The organism is Brachybacterium rhamnosum, assembly GCF_039526185.1.
Lineage (GTDB): Bacteria > Actinomycetota > Actinomycetes > Actinomycetales > Dermabacteraceae > Brachybacterium > Brachybacterium rhamnosum.
On the sequence record NZ_BAAAIS010000003.1, the window covers coordinates 168,912 to 185,605 of the forward strand.

Consider the following 16,694-nt stretch of genomic DNA (forward strand, 5'->3'; position numbering starts at 1 on the left):
GGTCCCGACGGGGGAGCGGGGACGGGATCAGCGCCGCTCGGGATCGGTGGAGTCCCGGAACGGGTTGATGCCGTCGAGGGCGACGTCCTGGCCGAGCACCCGGTCCTCGTACGCGGCGGCGTCGTCGTCGTCGATCGTGACGTCGTCCGCGAGGTCGTCGTGGCCGACGCCGACCACGGGGATCGTGCCGGTCTCCGCGGCGACGCGGGACCGCTCGCTGCGCCGCACCCGTCGCACGAACGCCTTCATCTGCGCCGCGGACATCGTCACCTGCCAGCCGCCGTGCGCGGGGAGCGTCCAGCGCCGCCAGGCGGCGAGCCCGGCGAGCAGGGCCCCTGCGGCGACCGCGACGAGCACCCACGCGGCCGGCACGTGCAGCGCCACGACGCCCCACGTGCCCACGGCGGTGAGCAGGGCGCCCGTCGCGTAGAGCGGGCCGCCGCCGAAGATCGCCGGGATCCGCCCCACGAGCACGTCCCGGATCACCCCGCCGCCCACCGCGCTCGTCACGCCGAGCAGGATCGCCGGCAGCGGGTCCAGGCCGTAGCCGATGGCCTTCGCGGTGCCGGTCGCGGCCCAGAGCGCCATCGCCATGATGTCCAGCACCGTCACGAGGTGCCGCCACCAGGCGCCCTCGGGGGAGAGCAGGAAGGTGACCGCGGAGCCCGCGAGAGCGCACGTGAGGTAGCCGGCACCGGAGAACGCCGCGGGCGTGCCGTAGTCCAGCACGAGGTCGCGCACGATCCCGCCGCCCAGGGCCGCGACGATCCCGATGATCGCGAAGCCCACGGCGTCGAAGTTCAGGCGCGCGGCGAGGGCGCCCGCCGCGACGCCCATGATGAACACGCCGAGCAGGTCCAGGGCGCGCAGGAGGTCGTTGGAGACCAGGAGCTGCAGAGGATCCACGGGCCCGACGGTAGTCGCCCGGGGGGCGGGCGCGCCCGTGGTCGTCGGTGAGAGGTGCCGGGCACCACTCCGCCGGTGGGACGGCGGGGGACGCGCCCCGTAGCATCGGGGCCATGGAGCGCACCGCCACCCGCGAGGGGTCCCCCGTCCGTCTCGGGCTCACGGGCGGCATCGGCGCCGGGAAGTCCACCGTCGCCGCGATCTGGCGGGAGCGGGGCCTGCGCGTGATCGACCTCGACGCGCACTCCCGGGCGGTGCTCGACGTGCCCGGCGCCGGGGTCGAGGAGGCGATCGCCCGCTTCGGCGAGGAGTACCGGCAGGACTCCGGGACCGTGGACCGTGCGGCGCTCGCCCGCCTCGTCTTCGCCGACCCCGACGCCCGCGCGGACCTCGAGGCGATCGTGCTGGGCCGCGTCGACGAGGCCGTCGCCGCGGAGGAGGAGCAGGCGCGCGAGGCGGGGGAGGGGGTCGTCGTGCACGACAGCCCGCTGCTGCTCGAGAAGCGTCACGACGCGGGGGACCGCTATGCCGCGGTGGTAGCCGTGCTCGCCCGCCGTGACGACCGCATCGACCGGGTGGTCAGGGACCGTGGTCGGGACCGCGCCTACGCCGAGTCGGTCATGGCGGCGCAGGTGAGCGACCTCGAGCGGATCCGCCGGGCGGACCGTCTGGTGCTGAACACGGGGGACGAGCAGGTGCTGCGAGGGCGGGCGCTGCACGCCCTCGCGACGGTGCTCGCGGAGCTCGGCCTGCAGCTCCCGAGCTGAGCCGCGCCCGCACCGGGCGCGGGACGGGCGTCCGCCGGCGGCGGAACACCGGCCTGCGGCCTGCCGTGCGTCGGCCCCGCGACGTAGGCTCGACCCATGCGTCCCGTCACCGATCTCGTCCGTTCCGAGCATCCCTTCGAGGTCGTCTCCGAGTACACGCCCTCCGGCGACCAGCCGGCCGCGATCGACGAGCTCGCGCGCCGCATCGAGAGCGGCGAGCAGGACGTCGTGCTGCTCGGCGCGACCGGCACCGGCAAGTCAGCGACGACCGCCTGGCTGATCGAGAAGCTCCAGCGGCCCACCCTGGTGATGGCGCACAACAAGACCCTCGCCGCGCAGCTCGCGAGCGAGTTCCGCGACCTGCTGCCGAACAACGCGGTCGAGTACTTCGTCTCGTACTACGACTACTACCAGCCGGAGGCGTACGTCCCGCAGTCGGACACCTACATCGAGAAGGACTCCTCGGTGAACGCGGAGGTCGAGCGGCTCCGGCACAGCGCGACCAACTCGCTGCTCACGCGCCGCGACGTGGTCGTGGTCTCCTCCGTCTCCTGCATCTACGGCCTGGGCACGCCGCAGGAGTACGTGGACCGGATGGTGCAGCTGAGCCGCGGTGACCAGGTGGACCGCGACGAGCTGCTGCGCCGCTTCGTGGACATGCAGTACGACCGCAACGACGTCGCCTTCGAGCGCAGCACCTTCCGCGTGCGCGGCGACACCGTCGAGATCATCCCGATGTACGAGGAGCTCGCGATCCGCATCGAGTTCTTCGGGGACGAGATCGACGCGCTCTACACGCTGCACCCGATGACCGGGGAGGTCATTCGCGAGGAGGACCACATCCACATCTTCCCCGCCTCCCACTACGTCGCCGGCCCGGAGCGCCTCGCCCGCGCGATCGGCACGATCGAGACCGAGCTCGAGGAGCGGCTCGAGGAGCTCGAGGGGCAGAACAAGCTGCTCGAGGCCCAGCGGCTGCGCATGCGCACGAGCCACGACCTCGAGATGCTGCGACAGACGGGCTCCACCAACGGCGTGGAGAACTACTCCCGGCACCTCGACGGGCGCGGTCCCGGCACCCCGCCGAACACCCTCATGGACTACTTCCCGGAGGACTTCCTGCTCGTCATCGACGAGTCGCACGTGACGGTCCCGCAGATCGGCGCGATGTACGAGGGAGACCGCTCCCGCAAGCGCACCCTGGTGGACTTCGGGTTCCGTCTGCCCTCCGCGCTCGACAACCGGCCGCTCACCTTCGGGGAGTTCACCGAGCGCACCGGGCAGACGGTCTACCTCTCGGCGACGCCCGCCCAGTACGAGCTCGACCGGTCCGACGGCGTCGTCGAGCAGATCATCCGCCCCACGGGCCTCGTGGACCCCGAGGTGATCGTCAAGCCGGTCAAGGGGCAGATCGACGACCTCCTCGAGCAGATCCACGAGCGGGTCGAGAAGGACGAGCGGGTGCTCGTCACGACCCTCACCAAGCGGATGGCGGAGGACCTCACCGACTACCTGCTCGAGAACGGCGTGAAGGTCCAGTACCTGCACTCCGACGTCGACACCCTGCGCCGCGTGGAGCTGCTGCGCTCGCTGCGCACGGGCGAGTTCGACGTGCTCGTGGGCATCAACCTGCTCCGCGAGGGACTGGACCTGCCGGAGGTCTCGCTCGTCGCGATCCTCGACGCGGACAAGGAGGGCTTCCTCCGCTCGCGCACCTCGCTCATCCAGACGATCGGCCGTGCGGCCCGCAACGTCTCCGGCCAGGTGCACATGTACGCGGACAGGATCACCGACTCCATGGAGGAGGCGATCGACGAGACCAACCGCCGCCGGGCGAAGCAGATCGCCTACAACGAGGAGCACGGGATCGACCCGACCCCGCTGCGCAAGCGGATCGCCGACGTCACCGACATGCTCGCCCGCGAGGACATCGACACCGAGACCCTGCTCGCGACCGACTACCGCTCCGGCAAGGAGCGCGTGCAGCGCGACCGCGCGAGGTCGCAGGCGGTCGATGCGGTCACGGCTCGCACGGTCGACCTCGGTGACGATCCCGTCGGCGCGCTGACGGCGATGATCGACGAGCTCACCGCCCAGATGCACCAGGCGGCGGAGTCGCTGCAGTTCGAGGTGGCGGCGAAGCTCCGCGACGAGGTGCAGGGGATGAAGAAGGAGCTCAAGGCGATCCAGCGCTCCTCCTGAGCCCCGGCGGACGCCGACGACCTGGGTCGCCCGGACGCCGACCATGGTCGGGGGCCGTGGGGGAGGGGCCCCGCCTAGCGTCGTGGGGGACCGGCCCGGTCCGCGCTCCGACCGTCCGGGCCCCTGACCCGGAAGGACCACTCATGACCCGGAACCGCCGCTCCCGACCCCATGATCTCGCGGTCCAGGCCGTGGCCTCGGCCGCCCTCGGTACCCTTCCCCTGCATCGCGCGCCGCGCCCCCTCCGCGCGGCGATGGTCTGGGGTCCGGCCGTGCTGACGGCCGGGGTGATGGCGCGGGCGCTGCTGCGGGGCCCCGCGGAGACCGGCCCGGCCGACACCGATGTGGTCGCCGACGGCCGACCGGTCGAGGCGGAGGCAGACCCCGCGACGGGGGCTGCCGAGGAGCTCGAGGCGTGGACCCGCCCGCCGCTGGCGATGGTGGTGCTCATGCCGCTCGCGTTCGGCGGGCTCGTCGGCGCGGCGAGCGCCGCGGGGATCCGCGCGGACCGCTGGGTCGAGGAGACGCTGCGGCGCCGCGGGGCCCCCGCTCCCCGGCTGATCATCGGCGTGCTCTCGGGCGTCCTCATGACAGGGCTGACCCTGCTCGAGGACCGGGTCGAGGACGCCGACGGAGCCGACGAGCCGGGCCGCGCCGGGGGCGCCTGAGCGCCGCCGGGGGTCAGCTCACCAGCCGCGCTCGCGCCACTGCGGCAGCGAGGGACGCTCCACGCCCAGCGTGGTGCCGTCCCCGTGCCCGGGGTGCACCCGCGTGGCGTCGGGGAGCACGGCGAAGACCCGCTGCTCGACGTCGTCGATGAGCTGCCCGAAGCGCACCGGGTCGTGATCGGTGTTGCCGACGCCGCCCGGGAACAGGGAATCGCCCGTGAACAGGTGGTCGCCGTGCTCGCCGCCGCGCCAGAGCAGCGCGATCGAGCCCGGGGTGTGCCCGCGCAGCGCGATCACCTCGAGCTCCGCCTCCCCGACCCGCACGCGGTCGCCGTGCGCGAGCTGCACGTCGATCGCCGTGCCCGTCTGCTCCTGGATCGCGTCGGCGTCCTCCGCCCCGGCGGCCGTGCGGGCGCCGGTCGCGACGACGACCTCCGCGAGCGCCCCGATGTGATCGTGATGACGGTGCGTGGTGACCACCTGGTCGAGCCGCGGCCACGCGCCGCCCGCCGCGTCGCCGTCGGCCGCGCCGGCGCCCTCGGCGATCAGCGCCCGCAGCCGCTCCGGCTCGGCCGCGGCGTCGATCAGGAGCTGCTCCCCGGTCGCCGTGCAGGTGAGCAGGTAGGCGTTGTTGTCCATCGGGCCCACGGAGGCGGTGCGCAGGGTGAGCGTGCCCAGCCCATGGACCGCATCGGCGCCGCGGGGGAGAGGGGTCGAGGGGTCGTTGTTCTCGCTGCGGGTGGTCATGGGACCAGTGTCGCGCATGTCGACGCTGGTGATCCTCTCGACGAACAGTTGTTCGAAGTCGGGGGTGCGCTCGTAGGATGGGCGGGTGACTGATTCCCTCGTCGTCCGCGGTGCACGCGAGCACAACCTCAAGAACATCGACATCGAGATCCCCCGCGACAAGCTCGTGGTGTTCTCCGGCCTGTCCGGCTCCGGCAAGAGCTCCCTGGCCTTCGACACCATCTTCGCCGAGGGCCAGCGCCGCTACGTGGAGTCGCTCTCCGCCTACGCGCGCCAGTTCCTGGGCCAGATGGACAAGCCGAGCGTGGACCTCATCGAGGGCCTCTCCCCGGCGGTGTCGATCGACCAGAAGTCCACGAACCGCAACCCCCGCTCGACCGTCGGCACGATCACCGAGATCTACGACTACCTGCGCCTGCTGTTCTCCCGCACCGGCGTGCAGCACTGCCCGAAGTGCGGGGAGCGGGTCTCCTCGACCTCCGCCGAACAGATCGTGGACATCCTGCTCGAGCTCGAGCCCGGCACCCGTTTCCAGCTCATGGCGCCCGTCGTCCAGGGCCGCAAGGGGGAGCACGCGGATCTCCTCAGCTCGCTCCGCTCGCAGGGCTACGCCCGCGCCCGGATCGACGGCGAGGTGCGCCGTCTCGACGATGACCTCAGCCTCGACAAGAAGTACAAGCACACGATCGAGGTGATCGTGGACCGTCTCTCGGCGAAGCCCGACGCCCGGCGCCGGCTCACCGACTCCGTGGAGACCGCGCTGCGCCTCGCGGAGGGGCTGCTGCTCGCCGACTTCGTGGACCGCGACGAGGACGATCCCCAGCGCACCCGCAAGTTCTCCGAGAAGCGCGCGTGCCCCAACGGGCACCCGATCGAGATCGACGACATCGAGCCGCGCACCTTCTCCTTCAACGCCCCCTACGGCGCCTGCCCCGAGTGCACGGGCCTGGGCTCCCGTCTCGAGGTGGACCCCGAGCTCGTCATCCCCGACGAGGACCTCACCCTCGCCGAGGGCGCGATCGCCCCCTGGGCCATGGGCAGCAGCGACCACCACCAGGAGATGATGGCGGCGCTCGGCAAGGAGCTCTCCTTCTCCCTGGACACGCCCTGGCGCGCGCTCCCCGAGCGGGCCCGCGAGGCGCTCCTGCACGGCAAGGACTTCGAGGTCCACGTGCGCTACCGCAACCGCTTCGGCCGCGAGCGCACCTACTCCACCGGCTTCGAGGGCGTCATGCACTTCCTCGAGCGCCGCCACTCCGACACCGAGTCGGACTGGGCCAAGGACCGCTACGAGCAGTTCATGCGCGAGGTGCCCTGCCCCGCCTGCCACGGCACCCGCCTGCGCCCCGAGGTGCTCGCGGTCACCGTGGGCGGCCGCTCGATCGCCGAGGTCTGCGACCTGTCGATCCGCGAGGCCCTCGACTACGCGACGGGCCTCGAGCTGGGCGTGCGCGAGGCCGCCATCGCCGACGAGGTCCTCCGCGAGGTGCGCTCGCGGCTCGGCTTCCTGCTCGACGTGGGCCTGGACTACCTCTCGCTCTCCCGCGCGGCCGGCACCCTCTCGGGCGGCGAGGCCCAGCGCATCCGCCTCGCCACGCAGATCGGCTCGGGCCTCGTGGGCGTGCTCTACGTGCTCGACGAGCCCTCGATCGGCCTGCACCAGCGCGACAACGAGCGCCTCATCGGCACCCTGACGCGGCTGCGCGACCTCGGCAACACCCTCATCGTCGTCGAGCACGACGAGGACACCCTCAACGCGGCCGACTGGGTCGTCGACATCGGCCCGCTCGCGGGCGAGCACGGCGGCGAGGTCGTCCACTCCGGCACCGTCGAGGACCTGCGCAGCAACGCGCGCAGCCTCACCGGGCGCTACCTCTCCGGGGATCTCGAGATCCCGCTCCCGGAGAGCCGACGCCGGGTGGACAAGGGACGCATGCTGAAGGTCGTCGCCCCCGCGGCGAACAACCTGCGCGGCGAGGACGTCTCCTTCCCGCTCGGCGTGCTCACGGCCGTCACGGGCGTCTCCGGCTCGGGGAAGTCCTCCCTCGTCAACGACATCCTCTACTCGGTGCTCGCCAAGGAGCTCAACCGCGCCCGCGTGGTGCCCGGCAAGCACAAGCGCGTCACGGGCCTCGAGCACCTCGACAAGGTCGTGCACGTGGACCAGTCGCCGATCGGCCGCACGCCCCGCTCGAACCCCGCGACCTACACGGGCGTCTGGGACCGGGTGCGCACCCTCTTCGCGCAGACCGCCGAGGCGAAGGTGCGCGGCTACACGGCCGGGCGCTTCTCCTTCAACGTCAAGGGCGGCCGCTGCGAGGCCTGCTCGGGCGACGGCACGCTGAAGATCGAGATGAACTTCCTGCCGGATGTCTACGTCCAGTGCGAGGTCTGCCACGGCAAGCGCTACAACCGCGAGACCCTCGAGGTGCACTTCAAGGACAAGAACGTCGCCGAGGTGCTCGAGATGTCGATCGCCGAGGCGCTCGAGTTCTTCGACGCGGTGCCCGCGATCCGCCGCCAGATGCAGACCCTCGTGGACGTGGGCCTCGGCTACGTGCGTCTCGGCCAGAGCGCGACGACCCTCTCCGGCGGCGAGGCGCAGCGCGTGAAGCTGTCCTCGGAGCTGCACAAGCGCTCCAACGGCCGCTCGATCTACGTGCTCGACGAGCCCACGACGGGCCTCCACTTCGAGGACGTGCGCAAGCTGCTCGAGGTGCTGAACGGGCTCGTGGACAAGGGCAACACCGTCATCGTCATCGAGCACAACCTCGACGTCATCAAGAGCGCCGACCACATCATCGACCTGGGTCCCGAGGGCGGATCGGGCGGCGGCCGGATCGTCGCGACCGGCACTCCCGAGCAGGTCGCGAAGGTCGAGGGCTCCTGGACCGGGCACTTCCTCGCCCCGATGCTCGGGGCGGGCCGCGCGGGACGGGGCTGATCCGCGTGGCGGACCCCTCGACCTACCGTCCCCCGGCGGGGACCATCCCCACCTCGCCGGGGGTCTACCGCTTCCGCGACGCGGACGAGCGCGTGATCTACGTGGGCAAGGCGAAGAACCTCCGCCAGCGCCTGTCCAACTACTTCCAGGACCTCTCGGTCCTCCACGAGCGCACCCGGCGGATGGTCACGACGGCCGCGCGGGTCGAGTGGACCGTCGTCGGCACGGAGGTCGAGGCGCTCACCCTCGAGTACACCTGGATCAAGGAGTACGACCCGCGGTTCAACGTCAAGTTCCGCGACGACAAGTCCTACCCCTTCCTCGCCGTGACGATGGGGGAGAAGGTCCCCCGGGTGCACATCACGCGGCGCCCGCGCGCGAAGGGCGACCGGACCTTCGGGCCCTACCCGCAGGTGGGGGCGATCCGCGAGACGCTCGACCTCATGCTGCGGGTGTTCCCCGTGCGCTCCTGCAGCGCCGGCGTCTACCGCCGCGCCGAGCGCTCTGGCCGGCCCTGCCTGCTCGGATTCATCGGCAAGTGCTCGGCGCCCTGCGTGGGTGACATCTCGGAGGAGGACCATCGCCGGCTCGCCGCGCGCTTCTGCGACTTCATGGCCGGCAACACCGCCGCCTACACGAAGGACATCGAGCGGCGCATGCGGGAGGCCGCCGCCGCGATGGACTACGAGACCGCCGCGTCCCTGCGCGACGACCTGCAGGCGCTGAACAAGGTCATGGAGAAGAACTCCGTGGTCCTCTCCGACGCGACCGACGCGGACCTCCTGGGTCTCGTCCAGGACGAGCTCGAGGCCTCCGTCCAGGTGTTCCACGTGCGCGGGGGGCGGATCCGCGGCCAGCGCGGATGGACCGCGGAGATCCTCGACGAGTCCGAACCCGAGGACCTCATCGAGCGCGCGCTCACGACGCTCTACGCGGAGGGCTCCGCGCCCCGCGAGGTGCTCGTCCCCGTGCTCCCGCGGGACGTGGAGCAGGTGCGCGGCATGCTCGGCCCCGGCGTGGACCTGCGGGTCCCGCGCCGCGGGGAGAAGAAGGACCTGCTCGCGACGGTCACGAAGAACGCCGAGGAGGCGCTGCGCCTGCACCGGATGCGCCGCACCGGGGACCTCACCTCCCGCACCAAGGCGCTCGAGGACCTCGGCGAGGCGCTCGACCTCGCCGAGCCGCCGCTGCGCATCGAGTGCTACGACATCTCCCACTCGCAGGGCACCAACGTGGTGGGCTCGCAGGTCGTCTTCGAGGACGGCCTGCCCCGCAAGAGCGAGTACCGCCGCTACTCCGTCCACGGCGCCGCCGCCCGGGACGACACCGCGTCGATGTACGACGTCATCCTGCGCCGCATGAAGCACCATCTCGACCCGCCCGAGCCGGCGGTGGACGAGCAGGGCGCTCCCCGGCGCTTCGCCTACCCGCCCTCGCTGCTGCTCGTGGACGGCGGGCCGCCCCAGGTCGCCGCCGCGCAGCGCGCCCTCGACGATCTCGGCATCACGGACGTCGCCCTCGCCGGCATCGCGAAGCGCCTCGAGGAGATCTGGCTGCCGGGGGAGGAATACCCCGTGATCCTCCCGCGCACGAGCGAGGCGCTGTTCCTCGTGCAGCGGCTCCGCGACGAGGCGCACCGCTTCGCGATCACGTACCACCGCTCCAAGCGCGGCCGGGCCATGCAGGCGAGCGCCCTCGACGGGATCGGCGGGCTCGGCGCCGCACGCCGGCGGGCTCTGCTGGACCGCTTCGTCACCGTCTCCGCGATCCGCGAGGCGGAGCCCGAGCAGCTCGAGGAGGTCGACGGCATCGGGCCCGCGCTCGCCGCCAGGATCAGCGCCGCGCTACGATCCGATCAGGGGAGCGCGCCGGCGGAGGCCGACGGCGCCGCTGAACCCGAGGCCATCGGCCTCAGCATCGACATGGCCACCGGCGAGATCCTGAACCCCGGCCCCGGCGGGAACGAGCAGGATCCCCGCCCCGACCCCGAAGGAGCCCCCGGTGACCGCTGATCGTGCCGATCGCGCCGATGACGCCACCGCCGAGCCCGGCGCCCTCGACGAGCCCGCGGGACCCGCGTCCCGCGGCGACGTCGTCATCATCACCGGCCTCGCCGGATCCGGTCGCGAGACGGCCGCCCACGCCCTCGAGGACATGGGCTGGTACGTCGTCTACAACATCGTCCCGCAGCTGATCCCGCGCCTCGTGGAGCTGCATGCCTCGGCGGAGGGCCGCGACTACCGCGTGGCCGTGGTCGTCGACCCCCGCTCGGGCCCCTTCTTCGCGGAGCTCTCCGACGTCGTCGCCGAGCTGCGCCGGTCCCAGCACAGGCTGCGCCTGGTGTTCCTCACGGCGGACGAGGCCACCCTCGTGCGCCGCTTCGACTCGGTGCGCCGACCCCACCCCCTGCAGGGGGAGGAAGGTGTGCTCGAGGGCATCCGCCGGGAGCGGGAGATGCTCGCCGCCTATCGGCGCATGGCGGACCTGGTCATCGACACGTCGCCGCTGAACGTCCATCAGCTGACGATGAAGATGCGCTCCGCCTTCGGCACGAGCGCGGAGACGCGGCTCACGGTGACGATGCTGTCCTTCGGCTTCAAGTACGGCATCCCGCTCGAGGCGGACCATGTGAGCGACGTGCGCTTCATCCCCAACCCGTACTGGGTGCCCGAGCTGCGCGCCCTGCGCGGCACCGACCAGCCGGTCTCCGACTTCGTGCTGCGTGACGCCAACGCGGGCGAGTTCGTCGAGAAGTACCTCGAGATGATCACCCCGGCGCTGCGGGGGTACGTCTCGGAGAACAAGCACTTCACGACCCTCGCGATCGGCTGCACGGGCGGCAAGCACCGCTCCGTGGCCGTCGCCGAGCGGATCGGCGAGGAGCTGCGCCGTGCCGGCCACGCGGTGCGGATCCGGCACCGGGACCTGGGGCGCGAATGAGCATCGCGCACCGCTCCGGGGGCCGGCGCCCCACCGTCTCCTCGCGTGCCGCCTCCGCGCGCGCGGCCCGGCGCCGTCGCGGGGAGGGCGAGCCGCTGCGTGTGGTCGCCCTCGGCGGCGGGCACGGCCTCGCGGCGAACCTGCGGGCCCTGCGCCTGCTCGCCGACGACATCACCGCGATCGTCACCGTCGCGGACAACGGCGGCTCCTCGGGTCGTCTGCGCACGGAGATGCCCGTGCTGCCGCCCGGCGACCTCCGCATGGCCCTCGCGGCGCTGTGCGAGGACTCCGAGTGGGGATCGATCTGGGGCGAGGTCATCCAGCACCGCTTCTCGACGAGCGGCGACCTCGACGGCCATGCGCTCGGCAACCTGCTGATCGTCGCCCTGTGGCAGATCCTCGAGGACCCCATCGAGGGGCTCGACCAGATGGGGGAGCTCCTCGGCGCGCGCGGCCGGGTGCTCCCGATGGCCCTGGACCCGCTCCACATCGAGGCGGACGTCCGTGAGGCGGGCGGCGAGCTGCGCACGATCCGCGGGCAGTGGCAGGTCGCGACCGCGGAGGGGCGCGTGGAGCAGGTGCGGCTGGACCCGCCGCGCCCCCGCGTCCCCGCGGACGTCGTCGAGGCCATCGAGCGGGCCCACTGGGTGATCGTGGGGCCCGGCTCCTGGTACACCTCGGTGCTGCCGCACCTCATGATCCCCGAGATCGCCGAGGCGCTGCGCTCCACCTCCGCCCGGCTGTGCGTGACCACCAACCTCTCCGTGGGGCAGCAGGAATCGGAGGGCATGTCGAGCCTCGACATGCTCGACGTCCTGCTCCATCATGCGCCGGGCCTCCGGTTCGACGCCCTCGTCGCGGACCCGACCGCGCTCGAGGACGCCCTCGAGCTGGCCTCCGTCGCCGAGTCCCGGGGCATCCGCACGCTGCTGCGGCAGGTCTCCACCGGCGACGGCACCCCGCAGCACGATCCCGTCCGGCTCGCCGCTGCGTACCGTGACGTCTTCGCCGACGTCTACGGCGACGTCGACGGACCGTCCGATCACACCGGTCCCACCGATCCCGAGGAGCACGCCCATGGCGCTGACCGCTGACGCCAAGGAGGAGCTGAGCCACCTGGAGGTGACCCGGCCCTCGGCCCGCAAGGCGGAGGCCGCCGCGATGCTGCGCTTCGCGGGGGGACTGCACCTCGTCGGAGGTCAGGTGGTGGTCGAGGCGGAGCTGGACTCCGCAGCGGTCGCCCGCCGGCTGCACCGCACGATCGCGGAGATGTACGGCCACCGCGCCGAGCTGGGCGTGCTGCAGCCCTCGGGCATCCGACGCTCGACCCGCTACATCGTCCGCGTCGAGCGGGAGGGCGGTCAGCTGGCCCGCCAGACGGGTCTCATCGACGCCGGCGGTCGTCCCGTGCGGGGGATGCCGCCGACCGTCGTGGGCGGGGCCGCGGTGGACGCCGAGGCCGCCTGGCGCGGCGCCTTCCTCGCCCGCGGCACGCTCACCGAGCCGGGGCGGTCCTCCGCGCTCGAGCTGTCCTGCCCGGGCCCGGAGGTGGCGCTCGCGATGGTCGGCGCGGCCCGTCGCCTCGGCGTGGCCTCGAAGGCGCGGGAGGCGCGGGGCGCTGATCGGGTGGTGCTGCGCGACGGCGACGCGATCTCCGCGCTGCTCGCCCGGATGGGCGCCCAGCAGACGGTCGTCGTCTGGGAGGAGCGCCGCACCCGCCGCGAGGTGAAGGCGACGGCGCATCGGCTCGCGAACTTCGACGACGCGAACCTGCGGCGCTCCGCCCGGGCGGCGGTCGCCGCGGGGCAGCGGGTCCAGCGCGCGCTCGAGATCCTCGGCGACGACGTCCCCGAGCACCTGCGCACGGCGGGGGACCTGCGCCTGGAGCACCGGCAGGCGAGCCTCGAGGAGCTGGGACGGCTCGCGGAACCGCCGATGACGAAGGACGCCGTCGCCGGTCGCATCCGCCGTCTGCTCGCGATGGCGGACAAGCGCGCCGAGGACCTGGGGATCCCGGGCACCGAGGACGGCGTGGACGAGGAACATCTGCCGCCCTCGCCCGACCAGGAGCGCTGAGCGTCCCGAGCCCGTCGCCCCGCGGCGCCGCCGCAGGCCGGGCGGCCCGGGACCGAGGTCCCGCGCCGGGTGCCCGGGCGCCGGTCCGTCCCACGGAGTGTGCACGCCGTCCCGCTCCTCGGACGGACAGTGATGTGGATGACCCTCCTCATTGATAGGATCACCGCGGTCGTCGGCCCAACCGGCGTCCTCTCGAGCGTACGACGGGGTGCGCGCCATCAGTCCACACCCGCAGACACCCTGCGGAACGAGGAGGAACCGTGACCATTAAGGTCGGAATCAACGGATTCGGTCGCATCGGGCGCAACTTCCTGCGCGCTGCTCTCAAGCAGGAGGCCGACATCCAGATCGTCGGCGTCAACGACCTCACCGACAACGCGACCCTCGCGAACCTCATCAAGTACGACTCCATCGGCGGCGTCCTGCCGTTCGACGTCTCGCACGACGAGGACTCCATCACCGTCGGTGACCTGACGTTCAAGGCGTACGCCGAGCGCGACCCGAAGAACATCCCCTGGGGCGAGATCGGCGCGGACGTCGTCATCGAGTCCACCGGGATCTTCACCGACGCCGAGAAGGCCAAGGCCCATCTCGAGGCCGGCGCCAAGAAGGTCATCATCTCCGCCCCGGCGAAGAACGAGGACGCGACCTTCGTCATCGGTGTGAACGAGGGCGACTACGACCCCGCCGCGCACACCATCGTCTCGAACGCCTCCTGCACCACCAACAGCCTCGCGCCGGTGGCGAAGGTGCTCAACGACGAGTTCGGCATCGTCAAGGGCCTCATGACGACGATCCACGCGTACACCTCGGACCAGGTCCTCCAGGACGGTCCCCACAAGGACCCGCGCCGTGCACGCGCCGCCGCCCTGAACATCGTCCCCACCACCACCGGTGCGGCCAAGGCCGTCGCCCTGGTGCTGCCGGAGCTCAAGGGCAAGCTGGACGGCTACTCCCTGCGCGTCCCGGTCCCCACCGGCTCGATCACCGACCTGACCTTCGAGGCGAGCCGCGAGGTCACCGCCGAGGAGATCAACGCCGCGATCAAGAAGGCCGCCGAGGGTCCCCTCAAGGGCATCCTGCGCTACACCGAGGACCCGATCGTCTCGAAGGACATCGAGGGCGACCCGCACTCGTCGATCTTCGACGCGCAGCTGACCAAGGTCAACGGCAACCTCGTCAAGGTCTTCACCTGGTACGACAACGAGTGGGGCTTCTCCAACCGCCTCGTCGAGCTCTCGCAGCTCGTCGGCAAGTCCCTCTGATCCTCCCCGGATCATCGACGGAGCCCGTCCGGAGCTGAGTCGCCCCCGGCGACCCGGCGTCCGGGCGGGCTCCGCCCTGTCCACCCCACCCTGCGAGGAGCTCTCGTGCTGAAGACCATCGATTCCCTCGGTGACCTGCGCGGCCAGCGCGTCATCGTGCGCGCCGACCTCAACGTGCCGCTGGACGGCACCACCATCACCGACGACGGCCGCATCCGTGCGGCGCTGCCGACCCTCACCCGCCTCGTCGAGGCCGGCGCGAAGGTCGTCGTCGTCTCCCACCTCGGCCGCCCCAAGGGAGCGCCGGAGGAGAAGTACTCCCTGCGACCGGTCGTCTCCCGCCTGGGCGAGCTGCTCGGCCAGGAGGTCGCCTTCGCCGAGGACACCGTGGGCGACGCGGCCACCGCGAGCGTCGGCGCGCTCGAGGAGGGCCGCGTGGCCGTCCTCGAGAACCTGCGCTTCAACGCGGGCGAGACCGCGAAGGACGACGCCGAGCGCCTCGCCTTCGCGGAGAAGCTCGCGGCCCTCGGCGACGCCTTCGTCTCCGACGGGTTCGGCGTGGTCCACCGCAAGCAGGCCTCCGTCTACGAGCTCGCGACGCTGCTCCCGGCCGCGGCCGGCGAGCTCGTGCTCCGCGAGGTCGAGGCGCTGCGGAAGGTGACCGACGAGCCCGAGCGACCCTTCGTGGTCGTCCTCGGCGGCGCGAAGATCGCCGACAAGCTCGGCGTGATCGACAACCTGCTGGGCAAGGCCGACCGCATCCTCATCGGCGGCGGCATGGCCTACACCTTCCAGAAGGCCCAGGGCCTCGAGGTCGGCAAGTCGCTGCTGGACGAGTCGAAGGTCGAGGTGGTCAAGGAGTACCTCGACCGCGCGGCCGCGAACGGCGTCGAGCTGGTCCTCCCGGTGGACACCGTCGTGGCCCCCGAGTTCTCCGCGGACGCCACGCCGACGGTCGTCGCCGCGGACTCGATCCCCGCGGGCCAGGAGGGCATGGACATCGGCCCGGAGACCGCGAAGCTGTTCGGGGACAAGATGGCGGATGCCGCCACCGTGTTCTGGAACGGCCCCATGGGCGTCTTCGAGTTCCCGTCCTTCGCGAAGGGCACCGCGGCGGTCGCGGAGTCCCTCGCCTCGGCCCCGGGCTACACCGTGGTCGGCGGCGGCGACTCCGCCGCGGCCGTGCGCACCCTCGGCGTGGCCGAGGATCGTTTCTCGCACATCTCCACCGGCGGCGGTGCGAGCCTCGAGCTCATCGAGGGCAAGGAGCTGCCGGGCATCGCGATCCTCGAGGAGGGCAAGGCATGACCACCCGCACCCCGCTCATGGCGGGCAACTGGAAGATGAACCTCGACTGGAAGCAGGGCCTCGCCCTCGTCGAGGACCTGGGCGACGCGCTCAAGGGCCTGGACACCTCGGCCGTCGAGGCCGTCGTGCTGCCGCCCGCGGTGGACCTGCGCACCGTGCAGACCGCCGTGGACGCCGGGAAGCTCCCGATCGCCTACGGCGCCCAGGACATCTCCGAGCACGAGTCCGGCGCCTACACCGGCGAGATCTCCGGTGCGATGCTGACCGCCCTCGGCGCGACCTACGTCGCCGTCGGCCACTCGGAGCGCCGCCAGTACCACGGCGAGACCGAGCAGGTCACGAACGCCAAGGTGAAGGCCGCCTTCGCGGCGGGCCTCACGCCGATCCTGTGCGTGGGCGAGGCGCTCGACGAGCGCAAGGCCGGCAAGCAGGTCGAGTTCTCCCTCGCACAGGTCGAGGGCGGCCTCGAGGGCCTCGACGCCGAGCAGGTCGCGAGGACCGTCATCGCCTACGAGCCCGTGTGGGCCATCGGCACCGGCGAGGTCGCCACCCCGGACGACGCGCAGGAGGTCTGCGCCGCGATCCGCGAGTGGGTCCGCACCGTCCACGGCGACACCGCGGCGGACGCCGTGCGCGTCCTCTACGGCGGCTCGGTGAAGTCCTCGAACGTCGCCGAGCTCATGCAGCGCCCGGACGTGGACGGCGCCCTCGTGGGCGGCGCCTCGCTCAAGGCGGACGAGTTCGCGAAGATCGTCCGGTTCCAGGACGCCTGAGCGATCGTTCCTTCGGTCGCCGGCGCCCCGGCGACCTCGACGCTGTGACGGGCCGGACCCCGCGGGGTCCGGCCCGTCCGCGCACCGTGCCGTATCCT

At 72.3% G+C, this 16,694-nt stretch carries 13 protein-coding genes; 11 read left to right on the forward strand and 2 right to left on the reverse strand.

What is annotated here, in order from left to right:
- Positions 1-27: 27 nt before the first annotated feature.
- Complete coding sequence (locus tag ABD080_RS10860; RefSeq protein WP_137770862.1) at positions 28-906, reverse strand: trimeric intracellular cation channel family protein; 879 nt, start codon at positions 904-906, stop codon at positions 28-30.
- A 113-nt stretch (positions 907-1,019) separates the two neighbouring features.
- Between ABD080_RS10860 and coaE the strand changes: the two genes are divergently transcribed.
- From coaE to ABD080_RS10875, 3 genes are all read left to right on the forward strand, one after another.
- The gene (gene coaE / locus ABD080_RS10865; protein WP_137770861.1) at positions 1,020-1,673 is read left to right on the forward strand and encodes a dephospho-CoA kinase; all 654 of its coding nucleotides are present in this window, start codon (positions 1,020-1,022) and stop codon (positions 1,671-1,673) included.
- Positions 1,674-1,769: 96 nt separating this feature from the next.
- Positions 1,770-3,875 carry an excinuclease ABC subunit UvrB gene (uvrB, locus tag ABD080_RS10870; RefSeq protein ID WP_343904857.1) on the forward strand — a complete coding sequence of 702 codons (2,106 nt, stop codon included), beginning with the start codon at positions 1,770-1,772 and terminating at the stop codon, positions 3,873-3,875.
- 143 nt (positions 3,876-4,018) lie between these two features.
- Positions 4,019-4,543: a hypothetical protein gene (locus ABD080_RS10875; RefSeq protein ID WP_343904859.1), complete on the forward strand. Its 525-nt coding sequence runs from the start codon at positions 4,019-4,021 to the stop codon at positions 4,541-4,543.
- Positions 4,544-4,561: 18 nt separating this feature from the next.
- On the opposite strand, the gene ABD080_RS10880 is transcribed toward ABD080_RS10875, so the two are convergent.
- The gene (locus ABD080_RS10880) at positions 4,562-5,290 is read right to left on the reverse strand and encodes an MBL fold metallo-hydrolase (protein ID WP_343904861.1); all 729 of its coding nucleotides are present in this window, start codon (positions 5,288-5,290) and stop codon (positions 4,562-4,564) included.
- An 85-nt stretch (positions 5,291-5,375) separates the two neighbouring features.
- Here ABD080_RS10880 and uvrA point away from each other — a divergent pair, with 85 nt between their 5' ends.
- From uvrA to tpiA, 8 genes are all read left to right on the forward strand, one after another.
- Positions 5,376-8,234 (forward strand): excinuclease ABC subunit UvrA, encoded by a 2,859-nt coding sequence (gene uvrA / locus ABD080_RS10885; protein WP_137770857.1) that lies wholly within the window; start codon positions 5,376-5,378, stop codon positions 8,232-8,234.
- 5 nt (positions 8,235-8,239) lie between these two features.
- Positions 8,240-10,246, forward strand: coding sequence for an excinuclease ABC subunit UvrC (gene uvrC / locus ABD080_RS10890; protein ID WP_343904863.1), 2,007 nt, complete (start codon positions 8,240-8,242; stop codon positions 10,244-10,246).
- 85 nt (positions 10,247-10,331) lie between these two features.
- Entirely contained in the window at positions 10,332-11,174 is an 843-nt protein-coding gene (rapZ, locus tag ABD080_RS10895; RefSeq protein WP_240811307.1) for an RNase adapter RapZ, read from the forward strand.
- Positions 11,171-12,268, forward strand: a complete 1,098-nt coding sequence (locus ABD080_RS10900; RefSeq protein WP_137770854.1) for a gluconeogenesis factor YvcK family protein — start codon at positions 11,171-11,173, stop codon at positions 12,266-12,268. The genes rapZ and ABD080_RS10900 overlap by 4 nt, the downstream gene beginning before the upstream one ends.
- Positions 12,252-13,250, forward strand: coding sequence for a DNA-binding protein WhiA (gene whiA, locus ABD080_RS10905; RefSeq protein ID WP_264450274.1), 999 nt, complete (start codon positions 12,252-12,254; stop codon positions 13,248-13,250). Before ABD080_RS10900 ends, whiA begins: the two co-directional genes overlap by 17 nt.
- 260 nt (positions 13,251-13,510) lie before the next feature.
- Positions 13,511-14,515: a type I glyceraldehyde-3-phosphate dehydrogenase gene (gene gap / locus ABD080_RS10910; protein ID WP_137770852.1), complete on the forward strand. Its 1,005-nt coding sequence runs from the start codon at positions 13,511-13,513 to the stop codon at positions 14,513-14,515.
- A gap of 105 nt (positions 14,516-14,620) precedes the next feature.
- The gene (locus ABD080_RS10915; protein ID WP_343904867.1) at positions 14,621-15,823 is read left to right on the forward strand and encodes a phosphoglycerate kinase; all 1,203 of its coding nucleotides are present in this window, start codon (positions 14,621-14,623) and stop codon (positions 15,821-15,823) included.
- Positions 15,820-16,596, forward strand: coding sequence for a triose-phosphate isomerase (gene tpiA / locus ABD080_RS10920; protein ID WP_343904869.1), 777 nt, complete (start codon positions 15,820-15,822; stop codon positions 16,594-16,596). The genes ABD080_RS10915 and tpiA overlap by 4 nt, the downstream gene beginning before the upstream one ends.
- The last annotated feature ends 98 nt before the right edge of the window (positions 16,597-16,694 follow it).

What these genes read in the sequence shown, in the direction of transcription:
- coaE (WP_137770861.1), top strand. Translation starts at nt 1,020, where the DNA reads ATGGAGCGCACCGCCACCCGCGAGGGGTCCCCCGTCCGTCTCGGGCTC.
- ABD080_RS10875 (WP_343904859.1), top strand. Translation starts at nt 4,019, where the DNA reads ATGACCCGGAACCGCCGCTCCCGACCCCATGATCTCGCGGTCCAGGCC.
- ABD080_RS10880 (WP_343904861.1), bottom strand. Translation starts at nt 5,290, where the DNA reads ATGACCACCCGCAGCGAGAACAACGACCCCTCGACCCCTCTCCCCCGC.
- whiA (WP_264450274.1), top strand. Translation starts at nt 12,252, where the DNA reads ATGGCGCTGACCGCTGACGCCAAGGAGGAGCTGAGCCACCTGGAGGTG.
- uvrB (WP_343904857.1), top strand. Translation starts at nt 1,770, where the DNA reads ATGCGTCCCGTCACCGATCTCGTCCGTTCCGAGCATCCCTTCGAGGTC.
- ABD080_RS10900 (WP_137770854.1), top strand. Translation starts at nt 11,171, where the DNA reads ATGAGCATCGCGCACCGCTCCGGGGGCCGGCGCCCCACCGTCTCCTCG.
- tpiA (WP_343904869.1), top strand. Translation starts at nt 15,820, where the DNA reads ATGACCACCCGCACCCCGCTCATGGCGGGCAACTGGAAGATGAACCTC.